At 46.0% G+C, this 18,692-nt stretch carries 18 protein-coding genes; 16 read left to right on the top strand and 2 right to left on the bottom strand.

The genetic code is table 11. From position 1 onward, the window contains the following. The first annotated feature begins 97 nt into the window (after positions 1 to 97). The 4 genes from D7Y06_RS16940 (at position 98) to D7Y06_RS16925 (ending at position 2,653) form a co-directional block, all read left to right on the top strand. Positions 98 to 562 (top strand): RNA polymerase sigma factor, encoded by a 465-nt coding sequence (locus D7Y06_RS16940; RefSeq protein ID WP_120408943.1) that lies wholly within the window; start codon positions 98 to 100, stop codon positions 560 to 562. 21 nt (positions 563 to 583) lie between these two features. Next, positions 584 to 1,480, top strand: a complete 897-nt coding sequence (locus D7Y06_RS16935) for an RsiV family protein (RefSeq protein WP_120408925.1) — start codon at positions 584 to 586, stop codon at positions 1,478 to 1,480. A 69-nt stretch (positions 1,481 to 1,549) separates the two neighbouring features. Continuing rightward, complete coding sequence (locus D7Y06_RS16930; protein ID WP_120408924.1) at positions 1,550 to 1,738, top strand: ferredoxin; 189 nt, start codon at positions 1,550 to 1,552, stop codon at positions 1,736 to 1,738. Positions 1,739 to 1,804: 66 nt separating this feature from the next. Further along, complete coding sequence (locus D7Y06_RS16925) at positions 1,805 to 2,653, top strand: polysaccharide deacetylase family protein (RefSeq protein ID WP_120408923.1); 849 nt, start codon at positions 1,805 to 1,807, stop codon at positions 2,651 to 2,653. Between the two features lie 66 nt (positions 2,654 to 2,719). Here the strand turns inward: D7Y06_RS16925 and D7Y06_RS16920 are convergent, their stop codons facing one another. Beyond that, positions 2,720 to 3,340, bottom strand: a complete 621-nt coding sequence (locus tag D7Y06_RS16920; RefSeq protein WP_120408942.1) for a phosphatase PAP2 family protein — start codon at positions 3,338 to 3,340, stop codon at positions 2,720 to 2,722. A 333-nt stretch (positions 3,341 to 3,673) separates the two neighbouring features. Between D7Y06_RS16920 and D7Y06_RS16915 the strand changes: the two genes are divergently transcribed. The 7 genes from D7Y06_RS16915 to galT all read left to right on the top strand — a co-directional run bounded on the left by D7Y06_RS16915 (position 3,674) and on the right by galT (position 12,883). Then, complete coding sequence (locus D7Y06_RS16915; RefSeq protein ID WP_120408922.1) at positions 3,674 to 5,302, top strand: L,D-transpeptidase family protein; 1,629 nt, start codon at positions 3,674 to 3,676, stop codon at positions 5,300 to 5,302. Continuing rightward, positions 5,202 to 6,314, top strand: coding sequence for a LacI family DNA-binding transcriptional regulator (locus tag D7Y06_RS16910; protein WP_330566504.1), 1,113 nt, complete (start codon positions 5,202 to 5,204; stop codon positions 6,312 to 6,314). The genes D7Y06_RS16915 and D7Y06_RS16910 overlap by 101 nt, the downstream gene beginning before the upstream one ends. A gap of 146 nt (positions 6,315 to 6,460) precedes the next feature. Then, positions 6,461 to 7,927, top strand: a complete 1,467-nt coding sequence (locus tag D7Y06_RS16905) for a methyl-accepting chemotaxis protein (RefSeq protein ID WP_147415705.1) — start codon at positions 6,461 to 6,463, stop codon at positions 7,925 to 7,927. 188 nt (positions 7,928 to 8,115) lie between these two features. Further along, positions 8,116 to 9,963 (top strand): hypothetical protein, encoded by a 1,848-nt coding sequence (locus D7Y06_RS16900; protein WP_120408920.1) that lies wholly within the window; start codon positions 8,116 to 8,118, stop codon positions 9,961 to 9,963. Further along, a complete protein-coding gene (locus D7Y06_RS16895; RefSeq protein ID WP_120408919.1) occupies positions 9,936 to 10,154 on the top strand; it encodes a hypothetical protein in 219 nt (72 codons plus the stop codon). Before D7Y06_RS16900 ends, D7Y06_RS16895 begins: the two co-directional genes overlap by 28 nt. Positions 10,155 to 10,244: 90 nt before the next feature. Then, entirely contained in the window at positions 10,245 to 11,345 is a 1,101-nt protein-coding gene (locus D7Y06_RS16890; protein WP_120408940.1) for a glycoside hydrolase family 53 protein, read from the top strand. A gap of 14 nt (positions 11,346 to 11,359) precedes the next feature. Next, on the top strand, positions 11,360 to 12,883 hold the full coding sequence (gene galT / locus D7Y06_RS16885; protein ID WP_120408918.1) for a UDP-glucose--hexose-1-phosphate uridylyltransferase: 1,524 nt from the start codon (positions 11,360 to 11,362) through the stop codon (positions 12,881 to 12,883). Positions 12,884 to 13,022: 139 nt separating this feature from the next. Here the strand turns inward: galT and D7Y06_RS16880 are convergent, their stop codons facing one another. Beyond that, on the bottom strand, positions 13,023 to 13,226 hold the full coding sequence (locus tag D7Y06_RS16880; protein ID WP_120408917.1) for a cold-shock protein: 204 nt from the start codon (positions 13,224 to 13,226) through the stop codon (positions 13,023 to 13,025). A gap of 170 nt (positions 13,227 to 13,396) precedes the next feature. On the opposite strand from D7Y06_RS16880, the gene D7Y06_RS16875 reads away from it, so the two are divergent. The 5 genes from D7Y06_RS16875 to D7Y06_RS16855 all read left to right on the top strand — a co-directional run bounded on the left by D7Y06_RS16875 (position 13,397) and on the right by D7Y06_RS16855 (position 18,438). Then, positions 13,397 to 14,272 (top strand): phosphoribosylaminoimidazolesuccinocarboxamide synthase, encoded by an 876-nt coding sequence (locus tag D7Y06_RS16875; RefSeq protein WP_120408916.1) that lies wholly within the window; start codon positions 13,397 to 13,399, stop codon positions 14,270 to 14,272. A gap of 16 nt (positions 14,273 to 14,288) precedes the next feature. Continuing rightward, positions 14,289 to 15,737, top strand: coding sequence for an amidophosphoribosyltransferase (purF, locus tag D7Y06_RS16870; protein ID WP_199714742.1), 1,449 nt, complete (start codon positions 14,289 to 14,291; stop codon positions 15,735 to 15,737). Between the two features lie 44 nt (positions 15,738 to 15,781). Next, on the top strand, positions 15,782 to 17,215 hold the full coding sequence (purB, locus tag D7Y06_RS16865; RefSeq protein ID WP_120408915.1) for an adenylosuccinate lyase: 1,434 nt from the start codon (positions 15,782 to 15,784) through the stop codon (positions 17,213 to 17,215). 15 nt (positions 17,216 to 17,230) lie between these two features. Continuing rightward, positions 17,231 to 18,085 (top strand): hypothetical protein, encoded by an 855-nt coding sequence (locus tag D7Y06_RS16860; RefSeq protein ID WP_120408914.1) that lies wholly within the window; start codon positions 17,231 to 17,233, stop codon positions 18,083 to 18,085. A 161-nt stretch (positions 18,086 to 18,246) separates the two neighbouring features. Beyond that, the gene (locus tag D7Y06_RS16855) at positions 18,247 to 18,438 is read left to right on the top strand and encodes a hypothetical protein (RefSeq protein ID WP_120408913.1); all 192 of its coding nucleotides are present in this window, start codon (positions 18,247 to 18,249) and stop codon (positions 18,436 to 18,438) included. The last annotated feature ends 254 nt before the right edge of the window (positions 18,439 to 18,692 follow it).

Genomic DNA, 18,692 nt, shown 5'->3' with positions numbered 1-18,692 from the left:
AGAGAAGCTTCCTGTTTTTCAGGAGGTTTTTCTTTTTTTTTTGAAACTTTTTCCTGGCCCCGGGGGTCTAACTTATAAAGGAGGGAGAGTGATTACAATGAAAAGCCGAAAGAGAAAACTTGTGGAACATATACTGCTTTTGGATTACAACAAGTATTACCGCATGGTGGTAAGCTGCGTCAAAAGCAGGGAGGATGCCTTAGATATCGTCCAGTCAGGGGCATTAAAAGCCATAGGGAATTGTGCATCCTTGAAAAAAGAAGCGTATGCCGGGACATGGATTTATCGGATTATGATGAATGAAATGTACCGCTTTTTGGACAAATCAAAGGAAAGCCCAATAGATGAGGTAGAGGAGAGGGGGGCGGAAGATGTTTACGGTGATATAGACCTGCGCCAGGCGTTAGAGCTTCTGCCCTTAAAGGATAAGGTGATCATAGAGCTTCGGTTCTTTGAGGATATGACCTTTGAGGACATTGCGGAAATAACAGGGGAGCCTCTTTCCACAGTAAAGAGCAGATTGTACCGTAGCTTAAAAAAGCTTCGTCTTACCCTGGAATAAAAAGGACAGGAGGATTGGAATATGGAAAGAAAAAATGAATTTGAGAAAATAAAACAGGAGTACAGAAACGTGCAGATGGATGAAAAAGAGTTTGCATCTTATGAGAAGGCAGTAAAAAATGCTGCCTCCAAGGGCAGGGGGGCCGTGGTGAAAATCTCCATGGGAGCCGCAGCCGCAGTGTTTGCAGTATTTCTTATTCTCCCCAATATATCCCCGGAAATTGCCTATGCCATGGAAAAGATGCCCATTTTAGGTAATCTTGTCTCGGTGGTGACATTTCGGGATTACCAGTACGATTCCGGGAGGCATATGGCGGATGTAAAGGTGCCCCAGATTGTGGTGGATGATACAGAGGGGGAGAAGGACAGGGGGACATTGGAGAAAACAAAGAAAACAGCAGAGGAAATCAACAGGGAAATTGAAAAGATATCGGAGGAATTGATACAGGAGTTTAAGGAGAATGCCAAAGACCAGGAGGGATATCAGGATATTATGATTCAGTCGGAAGTGATTAACTCCACGGAGGAGTATTTTACCTTAAAACTTATCTGTTACCAGGGGGCAGGCAGCGGCGCCCAGTGGGATTATTTTTATACCATGAATTTAGACACCGGGGAGCGCATGGCGCTTTCAGATTTCTTCCAGGAAGGAGCGGACTACAAAAAAGCCATAAGCGAAAATATAAAAAAACAGATGAAAGAGCAGATGGCGGCGGACGAAAATGTGGCATACTGGGTGGATAATAAGGATATACCGGAATGGAATTTTGAAACTATCACAGATGAGACAGGATTTTATATTAATGAGAAGGGGGAAATTGTTATAGCTTTTAATGAAGGGGATGTGGCACCCATGTATATGGGATGTGTGGAGTTTGTCATTGAAACTTCGGCGGTGGAGGATATTTTAAAAAAATAAAAAACTGGTATATTTTCGGCAGAAATGGAAATATTAGTAAGGAATTTTATATATCAGGAGGGTTTAGAAATGAGAGCAGTCGTGGATAAAGATACCTGCATAAGCTGCGGGTTATGCGTTTCTACAGAGCCGGAAGTATTTGAGTTTGACGACGACGGAAAGGCGGTTGCCGTTTCGGATACCACGGAGGAAAACAAGGATATGGTACAGCAGTGTATCGATTCCTGTCCGGTGGACGCCATTTCAAATGGTGAGTAATGATTGCAAGGAATGAAACAGAGGGATACGGCATAAATATAGAGTAAAGAAAGCCCTGAGGTGCGTATGAAATATAAGAAAACACTTCTTGTTCTGTTGCTTTTTCTATTCATGTATGGTGCCGGAGCGGGGGCTGCTAAAATCGTAGATGTTTTTAGCAGCTCTTCTTTTGTCCGGCGGGAAACGGAAAACTGGGGACTGGGATTCGGCACGGAAGGAACTACCCCCACGGGTAACGTGGGGCAGGAGGAACTTTTAGAGTACAATGCCCACTATGTTGGGGACACGGGAAAAAAAGTAATCTACCTCACCTTTGACTGCGGGTATGAAAACGGGAATACGGAAAAAATACTGGACGCCTTAAAAAAACATAATGCCACGGGAACATTTTTCGTGGTGGGAAATTTTCTGGAAACCGCCCCGGAAATCGTAAAGCGCATGGAGGCGGAGGGGCATCTGGTGGGAAACCATACGTACCATCACCCGGATATGTCAAAAATCAGCGATTTGGCGTCTTTTCAGAAAGAGGTGGATGACGTGGCAAATCTCTATAAAGAGATTACGGGAAAAGAGATGCCTAAGCTCTACCGTCCTCCCCAGGGAAAATTTAGCAGGGAAAACCTTAAGATGGCACAGGAATTGGGATACGAGACATTTTTCTGGAGCCTTGCTTATGTAGACTGGTATCAGGATAAACAGCCCTCACCGGAACAGGCATACAGCAAGCTTCTCCCAAGAATCCATCCCGGGGCCATTGTGCTTCTCCACAGCACAAGTTCCACCAATGGGGAAATTTTAGATGAACTTTTGGGGAAATGGGAAGATATGGGGTACGAATTCGGGGTGCTCACGGATTTGTGCCTGGGCGGTATGGAAAAGGGAGAAAGCCTTGGTACAGAGAGCGCCACAGAATAGACTTAATTTCTGAAAGATTTTCATATGTTAAAAAAACAGCCCTGGGTTTCCAGAGCTGTTTTCCTGTTATACATGACGCACCCACTCTTCCAGGGAAGTCTGGGAATCGCCCACCCGCAGGCCGTTTTTGGTGTACACCAGGGTGTACATACATGCGGCGCATGCAATTCCTGTAATCACATCGAACACGGAGTGCTGTTTTAAAAACATAGTAGATAAAATAATACTAACCATCAAAATAGAAGAACCAAAGCGCAGGGCTTTATTTTTTTTGAAATTTTCACAGTGCCATAGGGCAAAATTTACACCGATGGAGTTGTAAACATGGATGCTTGGAAAAAGATTGGTAGGGGTATCAATCTGGTAAAGGTGCGCAACCATAGCCGTAAAAATATTGTCCCGCTCAAAAGAGCCGGGGCGGAGATAATGGCCGTTGGGATACACGGTGGACGCAATGAGAAATACCGTCATCCCCACAAAAAGAAAAATGCAGAGCCTGTAGTATTCCTCTTTATTTTTAAATAAGAAGTACATCACCGCCCCTGCCACATAGAGAAACCATAAATAGTAGGGGACTATAAATATTTCCAGAAAAGGAATTTTGTCGTCCATGGCAGTGTGTATCACATGAAACCGGGTGGTTACATGTCTTTCCAGGTAATTAAACCAGGGAAAGTAAATGCACATATAAAGTAAAAGGAGTGCATGTTTATATTTGATAAAAAATTTACCGCTTTTGCTGATGATATGATTCACTGTAGTTACCTCTCCTTCATTTATCGACTGAATTATAGCACAGGAAAAATAGAGCTACAATCCTATTTTTTGCGTTTTAATAAAAATTATGAAATTCTTAATAAATTCATTCTAATATGTGGGGGAAATTGTGCACAAAGCCAATAAAACCTTAAGGAAGGGACCAAAATTTTCCACAGTAAAAAAATGGTTTATTGACAAAGGCAAGTAAGAGGGTATAATAGTACAAGATAAAACTATGGAAGGAATCTAAAGGATTATATTATGACACAAATCAGTTTGCAAAAAAAGTCAAGGGTGAAAACAGGGGTTTTGGTTTTTTTTGGAGTTCTCGTTTTCGTCTACCTGGCAGGGGCCGTGTATTTTCATTACCACTTTTTTCCCAATACAACATTAAACGGAGTGGATGTGTCCGGGAAAAAAAGCGGGGCGGCGGAGAGTGCCATCCGAAAACAGGTGGACACTTATGTATTACATATGACAACAAGAAATGCTTCCGGGGAGGAAGAGATTACAGGGGAATCCATCGGGCTTAAACCGGAGTTCCACGGTGAGGTGCAAAAGCATATTGATTCTCAAAATGTTTTCGCCTGGGTGGTAAGGCTCTTTGGAAAGCAGAAGCTTAAAATGGATACGGTGGTAGTATTTGATGAGGATGCCCTGGCCAGGGAAATGAAGGCCCTTTCCTGCATGGAGAAAAAAAACCAGGAGGAGCCGAAGAACGCTTATATCTCTGATTACGGGGAAAACGGCTATGAGATTGTGCCCCAGGAGCAGGGCAGCGTGGTGGATCAGAGTATTTTTCAAATGGCCCTTACGGATGCGGTAAAGACCCTTCAGAAAGATTTTGATTTAGAGGAGAACGGATGCTATAAACAGCCGGATGTTACGGAGGAATCCAAGGAGCTGAATATCCTTGCGGATACTTTAAACAGATATGCAGGGGCAGAAATTACCTATGACGCAGGGGAGAAGACAGAGGTTCTTGACGGCGCCACCATCAGCCAGTGGTTAGAGGTAAATGGAAAAAACGTAACCATTGACGAGGCGGCAGTGGAGGAGTATGTGGCTTCACTGGCCAAAAGGCATAATACCGTATTCCGGGGACATAGCTTAAAGACATCTTACGGGAATACCGTGGATATCAAAGAGGGGGATTACGGCTGGAAAGTGGATAAAGAAGGTGAGAAAGAGCAGATTTTAAAAGACATTAAGGGGGGGACTCCCGTAAAGCGGGAAATTGTTTATGCCCAGAGGGCAAACAGCCACGGGGAAAATGATTATGGGGACACCTATGTGGAAATTAACCTTGCAAAACAGCACCTCTTTTTCTACAAAAATGGAAACCTTTTGGTGGAATCCGATTTTGTTTCGGGAAATCAGGCAAAGCGTTACGACACCCCCACAGGAGTTTACGGACTTACCTACAAACAGAGGGATGCCACTTTGAAAGGGGAAAACTATGCCACTCCGGTAAGTTATTGGATGCCTTTCTGCAACAATGTGGGGATGCACGACGCTGACTGGAGAAGTTCTTTTGGAGGGAAAATTTATAAGACCAGCGGTTCCCACGGCTGTGTAAACCTTCCTCCCTCTGTGGCTAAAACCATATTTGAAAACATTGAGGAGGGGGACCCGGTGCTGGTGTACAAATATCCCGAGGAAGAGTACGGCACGCCGCCTCCATTGATTAATCCTGGGGATGCGGCAGGAGTTACGGCTTTAATCAACAATATCGGTGCTGTGAGCCTGGCAAACGAGGCTGCGGTTGCCCAGGCAAGGCTCAGTTACAATGCGCTGCCGCCGGAGCAGCAGGCCCAGGTGCCTAACTATGATGTGTTATGCGCTGCGGAGGCCCAGCTTGACGTGCTGCGGGCCGGACAGCCCCAGTAGGCCAAGAGAGGGAAGAGTTTTGAAAAATATTACCATTGCAGATGTGGCGGAGGCCCTGGGAGTTTCCAAAACCACGGTTTCCAGGGCGATTTCCGGGAAAGGGAGAATCGGAAAGGAGACCAGGGAGAGGGTGCTGGCCTACATTGAAGAAAATAATTACAAACCGAGCATTATTGCAAAAGGTTTAGCCCAGTCCAAAACTTATAATATCGGGGTAATGATGCCCACAGAGTACCACATTGCAGATTTGCCTTTTTTCCAGAGCTGCCTTTTTGGCATCCAAGAAGTTGCGGCAGGGGAAAACTATGATATCCTTCTTAGCATCAGCCCTCCCGGAGATACGGAGCAGCTAAAGCGCATTCTTTCCAACCGGAAGGTGGACGGAGTGATTCTCATGCGGACTTTTGTAAAAGATTTACAGGCGGAGCTTTTAGGGGAGACAGAAATACCCTTTGTCACCATTGGAACTACAGATGCACAGGGGGCACTTCAGGTGGATTCTGATCATAAAAATGCCTGCAGGGAGCTCACCGCCTATCTACTGAACAAAAATCTGAGAAAACTTGTCCTAGTGGGAGGAGATAAAAGGCATGTGGTGACCCAGAAACGTCTCCAGGGATATCGGGAGGCTTTTTTGGAGTGCGGCTTACCCGTTCCGGATAATTTGGTTTTTCTAAATATGGAACAGCCGGATGTGCTGGAACAAAAGCTGGAGCAGATTTTGGCCCAGGGGGTGGAAGTGATTCTCTGTATGGACGATATGCTCTGCGGCAGGGTGTTAAAAAAGCTCCGCACAAAAAAAATCCCTGTGCCCCAGCAGGTGAAAGTGGCTTCTTTTTACCACAGTACCATTTTGGAGCAAAATGTCCCCTCTGTCACTTCCCTGTCCTTTGACGGGAAGGAGCTGGGGCAGACGGCCTGCAGGCGGCTTATGGAACAGATTGAAGGGAAAACCCCGGAGAGAGTGACGATTCTTGGATATGAATTGGTCTTAGGGGACTCCACAGAATAGAGGTATCGGGTCATAATTTGTATAATCTTTCGGTAAATCTTGCGGTTAACAGGGAAAATCTTGACATTTGGGGAGATTGTGGATACAATTAAGGTATTAATTTTGTGCTTTACACAAGGAGATGAGGAAGGGTGGAGGATTTTGCAATGGAATTAGAAGTGCTGAACGAAGAAGAAAAGCGGATGAATCTTATTTTATTTGTGTTTATGCTGGCCATACCCATAGTGGCTACTACCTATGTCATGTTGTTTAATAACGGTACATGGATTGATCTGATAGCGGTGTCTATGAGCTTCATGAGCATTTTGGTCCGGCTTTTTGAAAAGAGTTTGGGGAAATATGCGAAGTACATATATTTGTCCATTATGCCTGTTTTTGGGGCGGTGACTATTGTTGTGGGCAATGACGGTGTGTTTGGCGCTTTCCCGGAGGCGTTTCTCCTTCTGCTGATGCTGGCGGTGCCCTATTATAACCTGAATACTATAAAAGCAACGGCCATTACCACCCTCGGTGCCAACCTTATTGGAATTATTATCCGGCCTGAGGCATATTTAAAAATGCGCTCCCTGTCTATCTGGGTGTTTATCGTAATGGTATATGCCCTTGCCATTATGGTTGCCTGCTTTATTGTGGTTCGGGCAAGGAAACTGTTCTGGGGCATGGAAGATGGAAAGAATAAGAGCAACACCTTAATGCAGAATGTGCAGGAGGCATTTGACCGTCTCCAGGAATCCACCTCAAAGATTTTTACTTCCCTTCAGGAGTTTGAGGAGAATTCCGAAGAGATTGCGGCGTCCACCCAGAATATATCTGACAGCGCTGATGTGCAAATCAGCGAAGTGGACGGCAGTTTGGAGATTTTCGATAAGCTCAACGACAAAATTGCCAGTTCCGGTGAAAGGGTACAACAGACTGTGGAAACCATTCGGGGAATGAAGAGCAAAAATGATGAGGGAATCCAGGCTATCAGCCTTCTATCGGAAAAATTTGACGAAAATATTAAAACCACGCAGGCGGCTTTGGACGGAGTGGCGGAATTGTCCCACAAGTCAAGCTCCATCGGCGGGATTATTGAGAGTATCCGCTCCATCGCCCAGCAGACCAACCTTCTGGCATTAAATGCGGCTATAGAGGCTGCAAGGGCTGGGGAGGCAGGAAAAGGATTTGCCGTGGTGGCGGATGAGATTAACGCTTTATCCCAGGAAAGTTCCAATGCAACCGGAAAAATTGATGATATTTTAAAAGATATTATTGAGACAGTGGAAGATACCCATAAGGTGATTGAGGGAAACAGCAGCGTAGTACATGAGTCCAACGAAAATCTGGAAGACACCGTGAAAATATTTAAGGAAATGCTGGATTCCACAGAGGAAGTGATTCATGCCGTAGAGATGTTCCAGGAAGAGTTAGACGGAATTGTGGAGATAAAGGAACAGCTTTTGGAGGCAATGAAGAGAGTGGAGGATATTTCACGGAAATCTGTGGATTCCACCACGGAGATAAACACTGTCACAGAGGAGCAGGTGGCAGGAGTGGACAATATTGTAAGAGCTATGCAGGGAGTTCAGGACAGTATGGAGCAGCTCTCCTCAACACTTCACCAGGCGATATAAAGACAATGACAAACAGTTCAGTTAAAGCTGGACTGTTTTTTTGTTGATTTGCTCAAAATTGTATTGACAGATAAGCCTTGTCTTGTTATACTTTAACCATAGAACAACCGATTGCGCAAATTGCGCAGGCAAAATTCAGGCGAGGGAAAATCAGCCGGAAATCCGGCAAAAAATAAAGGAGAAGAACGATGGACAAATTTGTTGTAAACATTATTCACCGTCCGGAGATGGTTCCGGAGTACTCTGCAACAGTGACCGGCCAGGGCAAAGAGGAGGATATCGGGGATAAGGCTCTTTTGACGGAATCTTTGGATATTTTTAAGACCCAGCAGAGACTGGCACATGAAAACGGTTTGAAAGTTACCATTCAGATGACCTATGCCTCCCTATTTAACGATGAGGCGGTGGAGCTGGCAAAGCACGACCATGAGATTTACGGGGATGAAATTGCGCTTTCCCTTTTGGGACTGCCCTGCGAGGAGTTCCGGGAGAAGTATAAGACAAAGGATTTCTGTATCTGGATGTTTTCCATGGAGGACAAGAAAGCCATTGTCAATGATGTGTTTGAGAAGTTCCATGACAGATTTGGTTTTTATCCGGAATCCACAGGTTCCTACTATATGGACGCAGATTTGACCAATTACATAAAAGAGAAATATCCCATGGTAAAATGTGCCGTGGCAACCTGCTGGGAGGAAGGGCCAAAGGCATACCATACCTGTAACAATTCTTGGTACACCCTTTTTGACGGAGGCCCCTGGGCGCCCTGGATTCCCTCTAAACAGAACACCCATGCCCCGGCGGCAAATGAGGCGGAGGATTCCGGTATTGTGGCAATTCCCCATCTCTCCAGGGATTTGATTGCATGTTATGACGGAAACGGTTCCAACTTCGGCACCCATCCCCAGAACGTGCTCCGGGGAATGATTTACGACACAAAGACCTGGGAATACCCCTATCTTTACAACCTGATTGACCAGTACCGTGCCCTGGAAAAATACAATAACGGCTATGCCTACAACATGATGTTTGTAGGGCCGGGATGGATGAATAAAATGGGCCGTTGGGAAGCTCCCTACGAGCTTTTGGAGAAATCCTACAGTGACGGCTGTAAATACTACGGCAAGCTGAAAAAAGAGGGTAAGCTTATCGATATGACCATGGCGGAATTTGCCGATTATTACAGGGAGAAAAAAGGGGTCAACAACAAGGTTTACACAGAGCCGGAATGTGCACTTTGGAGAGATATTCTCTACGGATCCGACAAGCAGCTCTTCTGGTACTGCGACCCGTTTATGAGGGTCTGTGTGAATATGGATCAGGGCGGTGCCATTGTTGACTTGCGCCCCTATGCGGCAAAACTGGAATGGCCCGTGGGTATCGGAACAAAACATGTGCAGGACGCATCCTATCCCTTCTTAATCCAGGAGAAATACCGGGCAGGTTATTTCACTCACTATGCCGGGGAGGGAACGGTAAGGAGCGCAAAGCTTTCCTATAAAGGAGAGGAAGTTGATCTCTGCCTCTGCCCCACAAAAGCCCATTTCTCCCAGGAGGGAAAGACAAGAATTTTAACTCTTGACCCTGTGACCATTGAGTTTCGGGGGTTGACAGTGAAATTACAGACAAAAGAGTACTTCGAGGAGGGAGCATCCAACATTAAGATTGAGAGAACCATCCTGGAAATGAGCGACCCTGCCGCGGAGGTGCAGTTAAACGAATATATGGTGGCATGTTACGGAACCACTGAGTACTCTGAGGATATGACAGGCATCACATTAAAATGTGAGGGCAAAGAGGAAAAGGCGATTCAGTATGAGTATAAGTGCCGGGAAGAGTCCTTGGCAGGGGCCAAGGTAAGCGCAGTTATCCCGGAAATTGAGACGAAAGTGGAGATGAGCGCATCTGATGATGCCGCAGAGGGGTACATCAAAGAGGGATATGCCTTTTCTCCTATGTTTACTTTGGGATATAAGAAAAATATCAAAGACAAGGAGGTATTTGCAACATGGCTCAGCTTACAAAAGGCAAATTAAATTACAGATGCCCATCCTGTTTTATGAGAGATTTGGACATTGATATGTTTTACAATAAGGATACAGGGATTTACAGCTGTATCCGCTGCCAGTACAGGGGAACAGAAAAAGATATTTTGGAAAAAAATGAGATGGTGCGTTTCCGCTACGGCGCGATGAACCAGAGATTTGAAAAGTTTGACTTTGATTAAACAGGAGAAGTGGCAGATACGGCCTGGGTCTGTGCTTTGCGCATTGGCAGGGGACGGTATCTGCCTTCCTTGTATTGCAGGGAGGAGAGCATGGAATTTATAAAAGGAGCAGACCTGTCCACGCTTTTGGAATTGGAAAAGTGCGGGGCAAGATATTTTGACGGCGGGGAAGAGAAGGAGATTCTTTCTATTTTAAAAGGCTATGGATTTAATTCTGTGCGCCTGCGGCTTTGGAACGACCCCTATGACAAAGAGGGCAAGCCTTACGGGGCGGGGACAAATGATTTGGACGTAACCATAAAAACCGCAAAAAAAGTGGTGGATGCAGGTTTCGGGTTTCTCTTTAACCTTCACTACAGCGATTTCTGGGCGGATCCGGGGAAACAGATAAAACCCAAAGCATGGGAAAATTATTCTGTGGAGGAGCTGGAGCAGGCAGTTTTTGACTTTACAAAGGATTCCATGGAAGCCCTGCATAAGGCAGGGGCAAAGCCGACTATGGTGCAGGTGGGAAACGAGCTGTCCAACGGCCTTTTGTGGCCGGAGGGGAGAAAGCCAGGCTGGGATAACATTACCCGTTTTGTAAATGCGGGAATCCGGGGCGTCCGGGTCGTGGACAAAAGTGTTCCCATTATGATTCATTTGGACAACGGGGGAAATAATGGGCTTTACAGGGACTGGTTTGACCATTATACTAAAGAGGGGGAGGATTTTCAGATTATTGGATTATCCTATTATCCTTTCTGGCATGGAGATTTAAAAAGTCTTGAATTTAATATGAACGACATTGCAAAGCGCTATAAAAAAGACGTGGTGGTGGCGGAGGTTTCCATGGGCTTTACTATGGAGGATTACGGAGAGTATGAACAGCTTTTGCCGGGAGAGCGGAAGGGATATGCCACCAAACCGGAACTTGTGGCAAAGATTGAATATCCCATGACAAAGCAGGGCCAGGCAGACTTTATGCAGGATTTCCTCACCAGGGTAAAGCATGTAGCTTCTGGCCATGGAAAGGGCTTTTATTACTGGGAGCCGGCGTGGATTCCGGTGCTGGGAAGCGGATGGGCAACCCCGGAGAGCTTAAAGTATATGAATGACCCGGGGCCTTGCGGAAACGAGTGGGCGAACCAGGCGCTGTTTGACTATGATGGAAATGCAAATCCGGCGCTTAAGGTGGTTCGGGATTTTTAGAAAGAAGGGGAAATATGATACAGGGAAGAATTTTGGATTTAGTGGATTATGCATTGGCAACGGATCTTATCACAGAGGAAGATAAGGTTTATACCATAAACCGTCTCTTGGAGCTGTTTTGTTTGGAAGAGCTTGAGGATGACAAGGTAAATGCCCACAAGAATATTTGTAAAACCAGGGAAGAAGCGGAAAATGCCCTGCCTGAGATTTTAGGGGATATGCTGGACTACGCCTATGAACAGGAGATTACGAAGGAAAACGGGGTGGTGTACCGGGATCTGTTCGACACAAAAATTATGGGGATGCTTTTGCCAAGGCCCAGTGAAGTTACGAAAAAGTTCTGGGGGCTTTACAAGAAATCTCCTGTGGATGCCACGGATTATTTTTATACCATCAGCAGGGACAGCGATTATATCAGGCGCTACCGCATTAAGAAGGATTTGAAGTGGACGGCGGAGACGGAGTACGGCACTTTGGATATCACCATTAACCTTTCCAAGCCGGAGAAAGACCCCAAGGCCATTGCGGCGGCAAAGCTTGCCAAACAGAGCGGCTATCCCAAATGCCTTTTGTGCAAGGAAAATGTGGGGTACGGGGGAAGGGTGAACCATCCCGCAAGGCAGAACCATAGAATTATACCAGTTACCATTAACGAGAGCCCGTGGTTTTTCCAGTATTCGCCCTACGTGTATTACAATGAGCACTGTATTATATTTAATTCCAGCCATACCCCTATGAAGATTGAGCGGGCCACTTTCGGGAAACTTTTGGATTTTGTCACCCAGTTCCCACATTATTTTGTGGGCTCCAATGCGGACCTTCCCATTGTGGGGGGCTCCATTTTAAGCCATGACCATTTCCAGGGCGGGCATTATGAGTTTGCCATGGCAAAAGCCCCGGTGGAAAAGGAGATTTCTTTTCTAGGATATGAGGATGTTAAGGCGGGGATTGTAAAATGGCCCATGTCCGTAATCCGTCTGGACTGCCCGGATAAAGAGCGGATCATTGACCTGGCGGATAAGATTCTGCTTAAGTGGAGGGATTACACAGATGAAGATGCCTTTGTCTTTGCCAATACAGATGGAGAAAATCACAACACCATCACTCCCATTGCCAGAAAACGGGGGGAGATGTTTGAGCTGGATTTGGTGCTTCGGAACAATATCACCACAGAGGAACATCCCTTGGGAGTGTACCATCCCCATGCAAAGCTCCATCACATTAAGAAAGAAAATATCGGTTTAATTGAGGTGATGGGCCTGGCGGTGCTTCCGGCCCGGTTAAAAGAGGAGATGGCGGAGTTAAAGGAAGCGGTTTTGTCAGGAAAAGATCTGCGCAGGGAGGATACTCTGGCAAAACACGCAGACTGGGTGGAAGAATTTTTGCCCAAATATGAAAACGTAGGGGAAGAGAATATTGATGATATTATAAACCATGAAATCGGCCTTGTATTTTCCCAGGTGCTTGAGGACGCCGGGGTGTATAAATGTACAACCCAGGGGAGAGAGGCATTCTTGCGTTTTGTAAAATCTGTATAACCAATAAGAAAACGGTACAGCTAAGAGCTATACCGTTTTCTTTTTAATCATTTCCCGTTTCACTATCTTAATCCTAATAAACAAATATCACATTTATATATTATGAGAAAGGTACGTTGAAAAGTGCTGATTAATTGTGTTACTGAACTACTGTTACGTTGGTTGCCTGTGGTCCTTTTGCCCCTTCTACTACTTCAAACTCAACGGCTGCGCCTTCCTCTAAGGATTTGAAGCCATCCATGTTAAGTCCTGAGTAGTGAACGAATACGTCGTTTCCTGCCTCGTCTGAGATGAAGCCGTATCCCTTCTGATTGTTGAACCATTTTACTGTACCTTTGTTCATTGTAGTACCTCCGAAAAAATTATCTTTGCCGATTTAACGGCATAAGTGCAGTATAGCATATGATGTAGGAAAAGTAAAGATGAATCCTGCAAAACTCTTGACGCTTTAAAACATGGTGTATTATAATCTATAAGGAAACTAGAAAGACATTCCAGGAGACGGAGGCAAAGATGAATATTCAGGAAGTAAAACCGGTAAAAGAAGGAAAAGTACGGGAAGTGTATGATGCAGGGGACAGCATGGTTATTGTTGCCACAGACAGAATTTCCGCGTTTGACCATATTTTGAAAAATCAAATTACAGACAAGGGGGCTATTTTAACAAGAATGTCCAAGTTCTGGTTTGATTTTACAAAAGATATTGTGCCCAACCACATGATGTCCATTGAGGTTAAGGACATGCCGGAGTTTTTCAGGCAGGACAAGTACGACGGGAACAGCATGAAATGTAAGAAGCTTACCATGCTCCCCATAGAATGTATTGTCCGGGGTTATATTACAGGCAGCGGCTGGGCAAGTTATAAAGAGAACGGCACAGTCTGCGGCATTTCCCTGCCGGGGGGGCTTAAGGAATCCGACAAGCTGCCGGAGCCTATTTACACCCCCAGCACGAAAGCGGATTTGGGAGATCATGACGAGAATATCTCTTTTGAACAGAGTGTAGAAGTGTTAAAGAAAATTTATCCCGAAAAGGGAGAGGAATATGCGTTAAAGATAAAAGAATATACCCTTGCGCTGTACAAAAAATGTGCGGAGTATGCTTTGAGCAAAGGGATAATCATTGCGGATACCAAGTTTGAATTTGGGCTGGATGAAGAGGGCAATGTGGTATTGGGGGATGAGATGCTCACTCCGGACAGCTCCCGTTTCTGGCCTTTAGAGGGATATGAGCCGGGAAAATCCCAGCCTTCTTTTGATAAGCAGTTTGTGAGGGACTGGTTAAAAGCCAATCCAAACAGCGATTATCTCCTGCCCCAGGAAGTGGTGACAAAGACCGTGGACAAGTACAAAGAAGCTTTTGAACTTTTGACAGGCAGCAAATTTTAACAGGCGGGAGAAATTCATGACTCATACTAATTTTAAGAATCCGAATATGCGGGACGGGCTGCATGAGGAGTGCGGCGTATTCGGCATGTATGATTTTGACGGAAAAGATGTGGCTTCTTCCATTTATTATGGACTGTTTGCCCTGCAGCACAGAGGCCAGGAGAGTTGCGGCATCGCTGTCAGCGACACAGAGGGTCCCAAGGGAAAAGTGAGAACAAGAAAAGACATGGGGCTGGTGAACGAAGTGTTTACCCAGGAAAATTTAGAATCCCTTTCCGGGGATATCGGCGTGGGACATGTGCGGTACTCCACCGCAGGGGCTTCCACCAGAGAAAATGCCCAGCCCCTTGTTTTAAATTACGTGAAGGGTACGCTGGCCCTGGCCCACAATGGAAATTTGATCAATGCCAATGAGCTCCGCAGGGATTTAGAGTACACAGGGGCTATATTCCAGACCACCATTGATTCTGAGGTGATTGCCTATCACATTGCAAGGGAACGCTTAAATTCAAAAACTGTGCAGGAGGCGGTGGCAAGGGCCTGCAAAAAAATAAAGGGGGCCTATTCCCTTGTGGTGATGAGCCCCAGAAAGCTCATTGCAGCCAGAGACCCCTTTGGATTTAAGCCCCTTTGCATCGGGAAAAGGGACAATGCCTATATGGTGGCCTCAGAAACCTGTGCCTTGGAAACCATCGGGGCGGAATTTGTAAGGGATGTGCTTCCCGGCGAAGTTGTAACCATCTCCCCGGAGTGCGGGATAGCGTCGGATATGTCTATGTGCCTTCCTGAGAAGGAGCAGGGCAGATGTATTTTTGAATACATTTATTTTGCCAGGCCGGACAGCCATATTGACGGGGTGAGCGTCTATGGGGCAAGGATAAAGGCGGGAAAATTTCTGGCCATGGATTCCCCTGTGGAGGCGGATCTTGTGACAGGGGTGCCGGAATCGGGAAATGCGGCGGCCCTTGGCTATGCCTTAGAATCCGGGATTCCCTACGGAACGGCTTTTGTGAAAAACGGATACGTGGGAAGGACTTTTATTAAACCAAAGCAGAGCAGCAGGGAGTCAAGCGTCCGGTTAAAGTTAAATGTGCTAAAAGAGGCTGTGGCGGGGAAACGTGTGGTTATGATAGACGATTCCATTGTCCGGGGCACCACCTCAGACCGCATTGTTAAGATGTTAAGGGATGCAGGGGCCTTGGAAGTCCATGTGAGAATCAGCTCTCCGCCCTTTATGTGGCCCTGTTATTTTGGCACGGATATCCCTGAGAGGGAGCAGCTCATTGCCTATAACCGCAGCATTGAGGAAATCCGTAAAATCATCGGAGCGGATTCTTTGGGATATCTTGAATTAAACCGTTTAGATGAGATGTCACAGGGGCTTTCCATCTGTAAGGGATGTTTTACCGGAAAATACCCTATGGCGCCTCCCACCCAGGATATCCGGGGGGAGTATGAGAGATAGAGAAGGCAAAAAATTGAGAGCCGATACAAAGAGAGGAGAAATCTATGTCAACTGACCGTTATACAAGCCCGCTTTCCGAACGCTATGCCAGCAGGGAAATGCAGTATATTTTTTCACCGGAAATGAAGTTTAAGACTTGGAGGAAGCTGTGGATTGCCCTGGCGGAGACAGAGCGTGAACTGGGGCTTGATATTACAGAGGAACAGATTCATGAATTAAAAGAACATGCGGAGGATATTAACTTTGAGGTGGCAAAAGAGCGGGAAAAGCTGGTGCGCCACGACGTTATGTCCCATGTCTACGCATATGGCCAGCAGTGCCCCAAGGCAAAAGGAATCATTCACTTAGGGGCCACATCCTGTTATGTGGGAGATAATACGGATATTATCATTATGGCGGAAGCCTTAAAACTGGTGAAAAAGAAACTGGTAAATGTTATGGCGGAGCTTTCTAAATTTGCGGATACCTATAAAGCCCTTCCCACCCTGGCATTTACCCATTTCCAGCCAGCTCAGCCCACCACCGTGGGAAAACGGGCTACCCTTTGGCTCCAGGAATTTATGATGGATTACGAAGACTTAGAGTATGTCCTGGGTAGTCTGAAACTTTTAGGCTCCAAGGGAACCACGGGAACTCAGGCAAGTTTTTTGGAACTTTTTGACGGCGACAATGAAACGGTGGATAAAATTGACCCCATGATTGCAGAGAAAATGGGCTTTAAAGAGTGCTACGGGGTTTCCGGACAGACATATTCCAGGAAAGTGGATACCAGAGTGGCAAATGTCCTGGCAGGCATTGCGGCAAGCGCCTACAAAATGTCCAACGATATCCGCCTTCTTCAGCATTTAAAAGAGGTGGAAGAGCCTTTTGAGAAAAATCAGATTGGCTCTTCCGCCATGGCGTATAAGAGAAACCCTATGAGGAGCGAGCGCATCGGCTCCCTCTCCCGGTATGTGATGGTGGATGCTTTAAATCCCGCCATTACCTCCGCTACTCAGTGGTTTGAGCGGACTTTAGACGATTCCGCCAACAAGCGTCTCTCTATTCCGGAAGGATTTCTTGCCATTGACGGGGTTTTGGATTTGTGCCTGAACGTGGTGGACGGCTTGGTGGTTTATGATAAAGTGATTACCAAGCGCTTAATGAGCGAGCTTCCCTTTATGGCTACGGAAAATATTATGATGGATGCAGTGAAAAAAGGGGGAGACCGCCAGGAACTCCATGAGAAAATCCGCAAACTTTCCATGGAGGCGGGAGCCCATGTAAAACAGGAGGGACTGGAGAACAACCTTCTGGAGCTCATTGCTGCTGACCCGGCATTCGGATTGACGCTGGAAGAGCTTCAGGCATCCATGGACCCGTCAAAATATGTGGGCCGTTCCCCCCGCCAGGTGGAGAAGTTCCTTGAAAACAGCATACAGCCCATTTTAGATGAGAACAAAGATTTCATCGGGTTAAAAGCAGAGATAAATGTATAGAAAACGGGGCTGAAATTGAAGAAAAAAATAATTGCGGTTCTGTTTGTCCTTTTTGTGCTGTCATTGGTGTTTTTTGGGAAAAAATATGGTATGCCCAGGCAGGAGGAGAAAATAGATACGCATAAGGTTCAGAAAAACGAGAGAATCTACGCAGGGATTACCCAGGAAATACAAAAGGATGTATTTGACGCAGGGATTATCGGCCCGGATTTTCGTGTGCTTGTGAGAACTCCGGAGGAACAGGCAGAAAATATCTATACTTTTCTCCAGGGGCCCAAATCATTTGAGGAAATGCGCCCCTGGTCCGGGGAGTGGTGTCAGAAGATTGTTAAATGGCATTCCTTTGGGGCATTTGGCTGCGGACACTGCTGCATGGCCAATATATACAGCAGCTTAAGCCCATATGAGTGCTCGCCTTTCGATATGTTCCAATATGCCACTCAGGTGACGGACTACTATCCCAGCAAGGAAAGCGGCGCCATTGGATGGCGGGATATGCGCACTACTTTAAGGGCGGCAGGGCTTTCCTGTGACCTTCACAGAAAACCGGCCACCTACGAAGAGTTCCAGGAGCAGATGGGCCAGGCAAAATCCGCTATAGTTTTGGTGTGCAGCGGCAATGACGACACATTTTGGAAAGACACCGGGGGACATTATGTGAATATCTGGCTTTATCAGAAAGACACCGACATGGTTTTCCTTGCAGAGCCGGGGGATCCGGATAATAACCGCACCTGGATTCCACTGCGGTATGTTTATGATGCCTTAAAAACCGTGAGCCAGTACCAGTATCTTTCTGTGGCTGCGTATGCGGAGGAAAACAATCCCTGGAAGTGGGATGGAATTCAAGATGTGTGGAATAGGGAGTAAACAAACCAAAATATGTGATAAGTCATTTCGCACAGGTTAATTATCTGAAAATTATGCCGATATTATAAGTGAAACCAATAAAGTATACTTCCAGGGAGGGATGAGCCGCATACGGATATGATGGATATTTTAAGGTTACGTCAGTAAAGGTTATCACAGCTATGCTGGATTCCCGGTCGAAGCGCAGACAGGATGAAAGGTTATTTCAGGGAAAGCCGGAAAACAGGCGGAATGTAAAGGAACATGCAATCCAGGTGGAACTGGATGACACCATTGCAGGCAGGACATTGGGCTATACCAGAGACGGCCAGGTATATGTGGGCCAGGAATTGAAAAGAGAGTATAAGTATTAAAAAAGGGCGTTTGCACAGGAGTTGGTGCAGCGCCCTTTTTTGGGGTTGAAATCTATTTCTGTTGAATTATTCTGCTTAATTTTTCCGACTCTTCCTCTATGACTTTTTTATCGATTCTCCGGAACAAAATTTCTGTCTCCGGGAGACGGTAACCGGCAGGGACAGATTTTCTCTCCCATGTAGTGGACCTATGTCAATACTTTGGACACAAAAAGTTGAAAGTTCATGCTGATTTTTTTAATTCCTCATCCTCC

The organism is Roseburia sp. 1XD42-69 (genome assembly GCF_003612565.1).
In the GTDB taxonomy this organism is placed as follows: Bacteria; Bacillota; Clostridia; order Lachnospirales; family Lachnospiraceae; genus Roseburia_B.
This window is presented reverse-complemented; position numbering and strand designations above follow the sequence as displayed.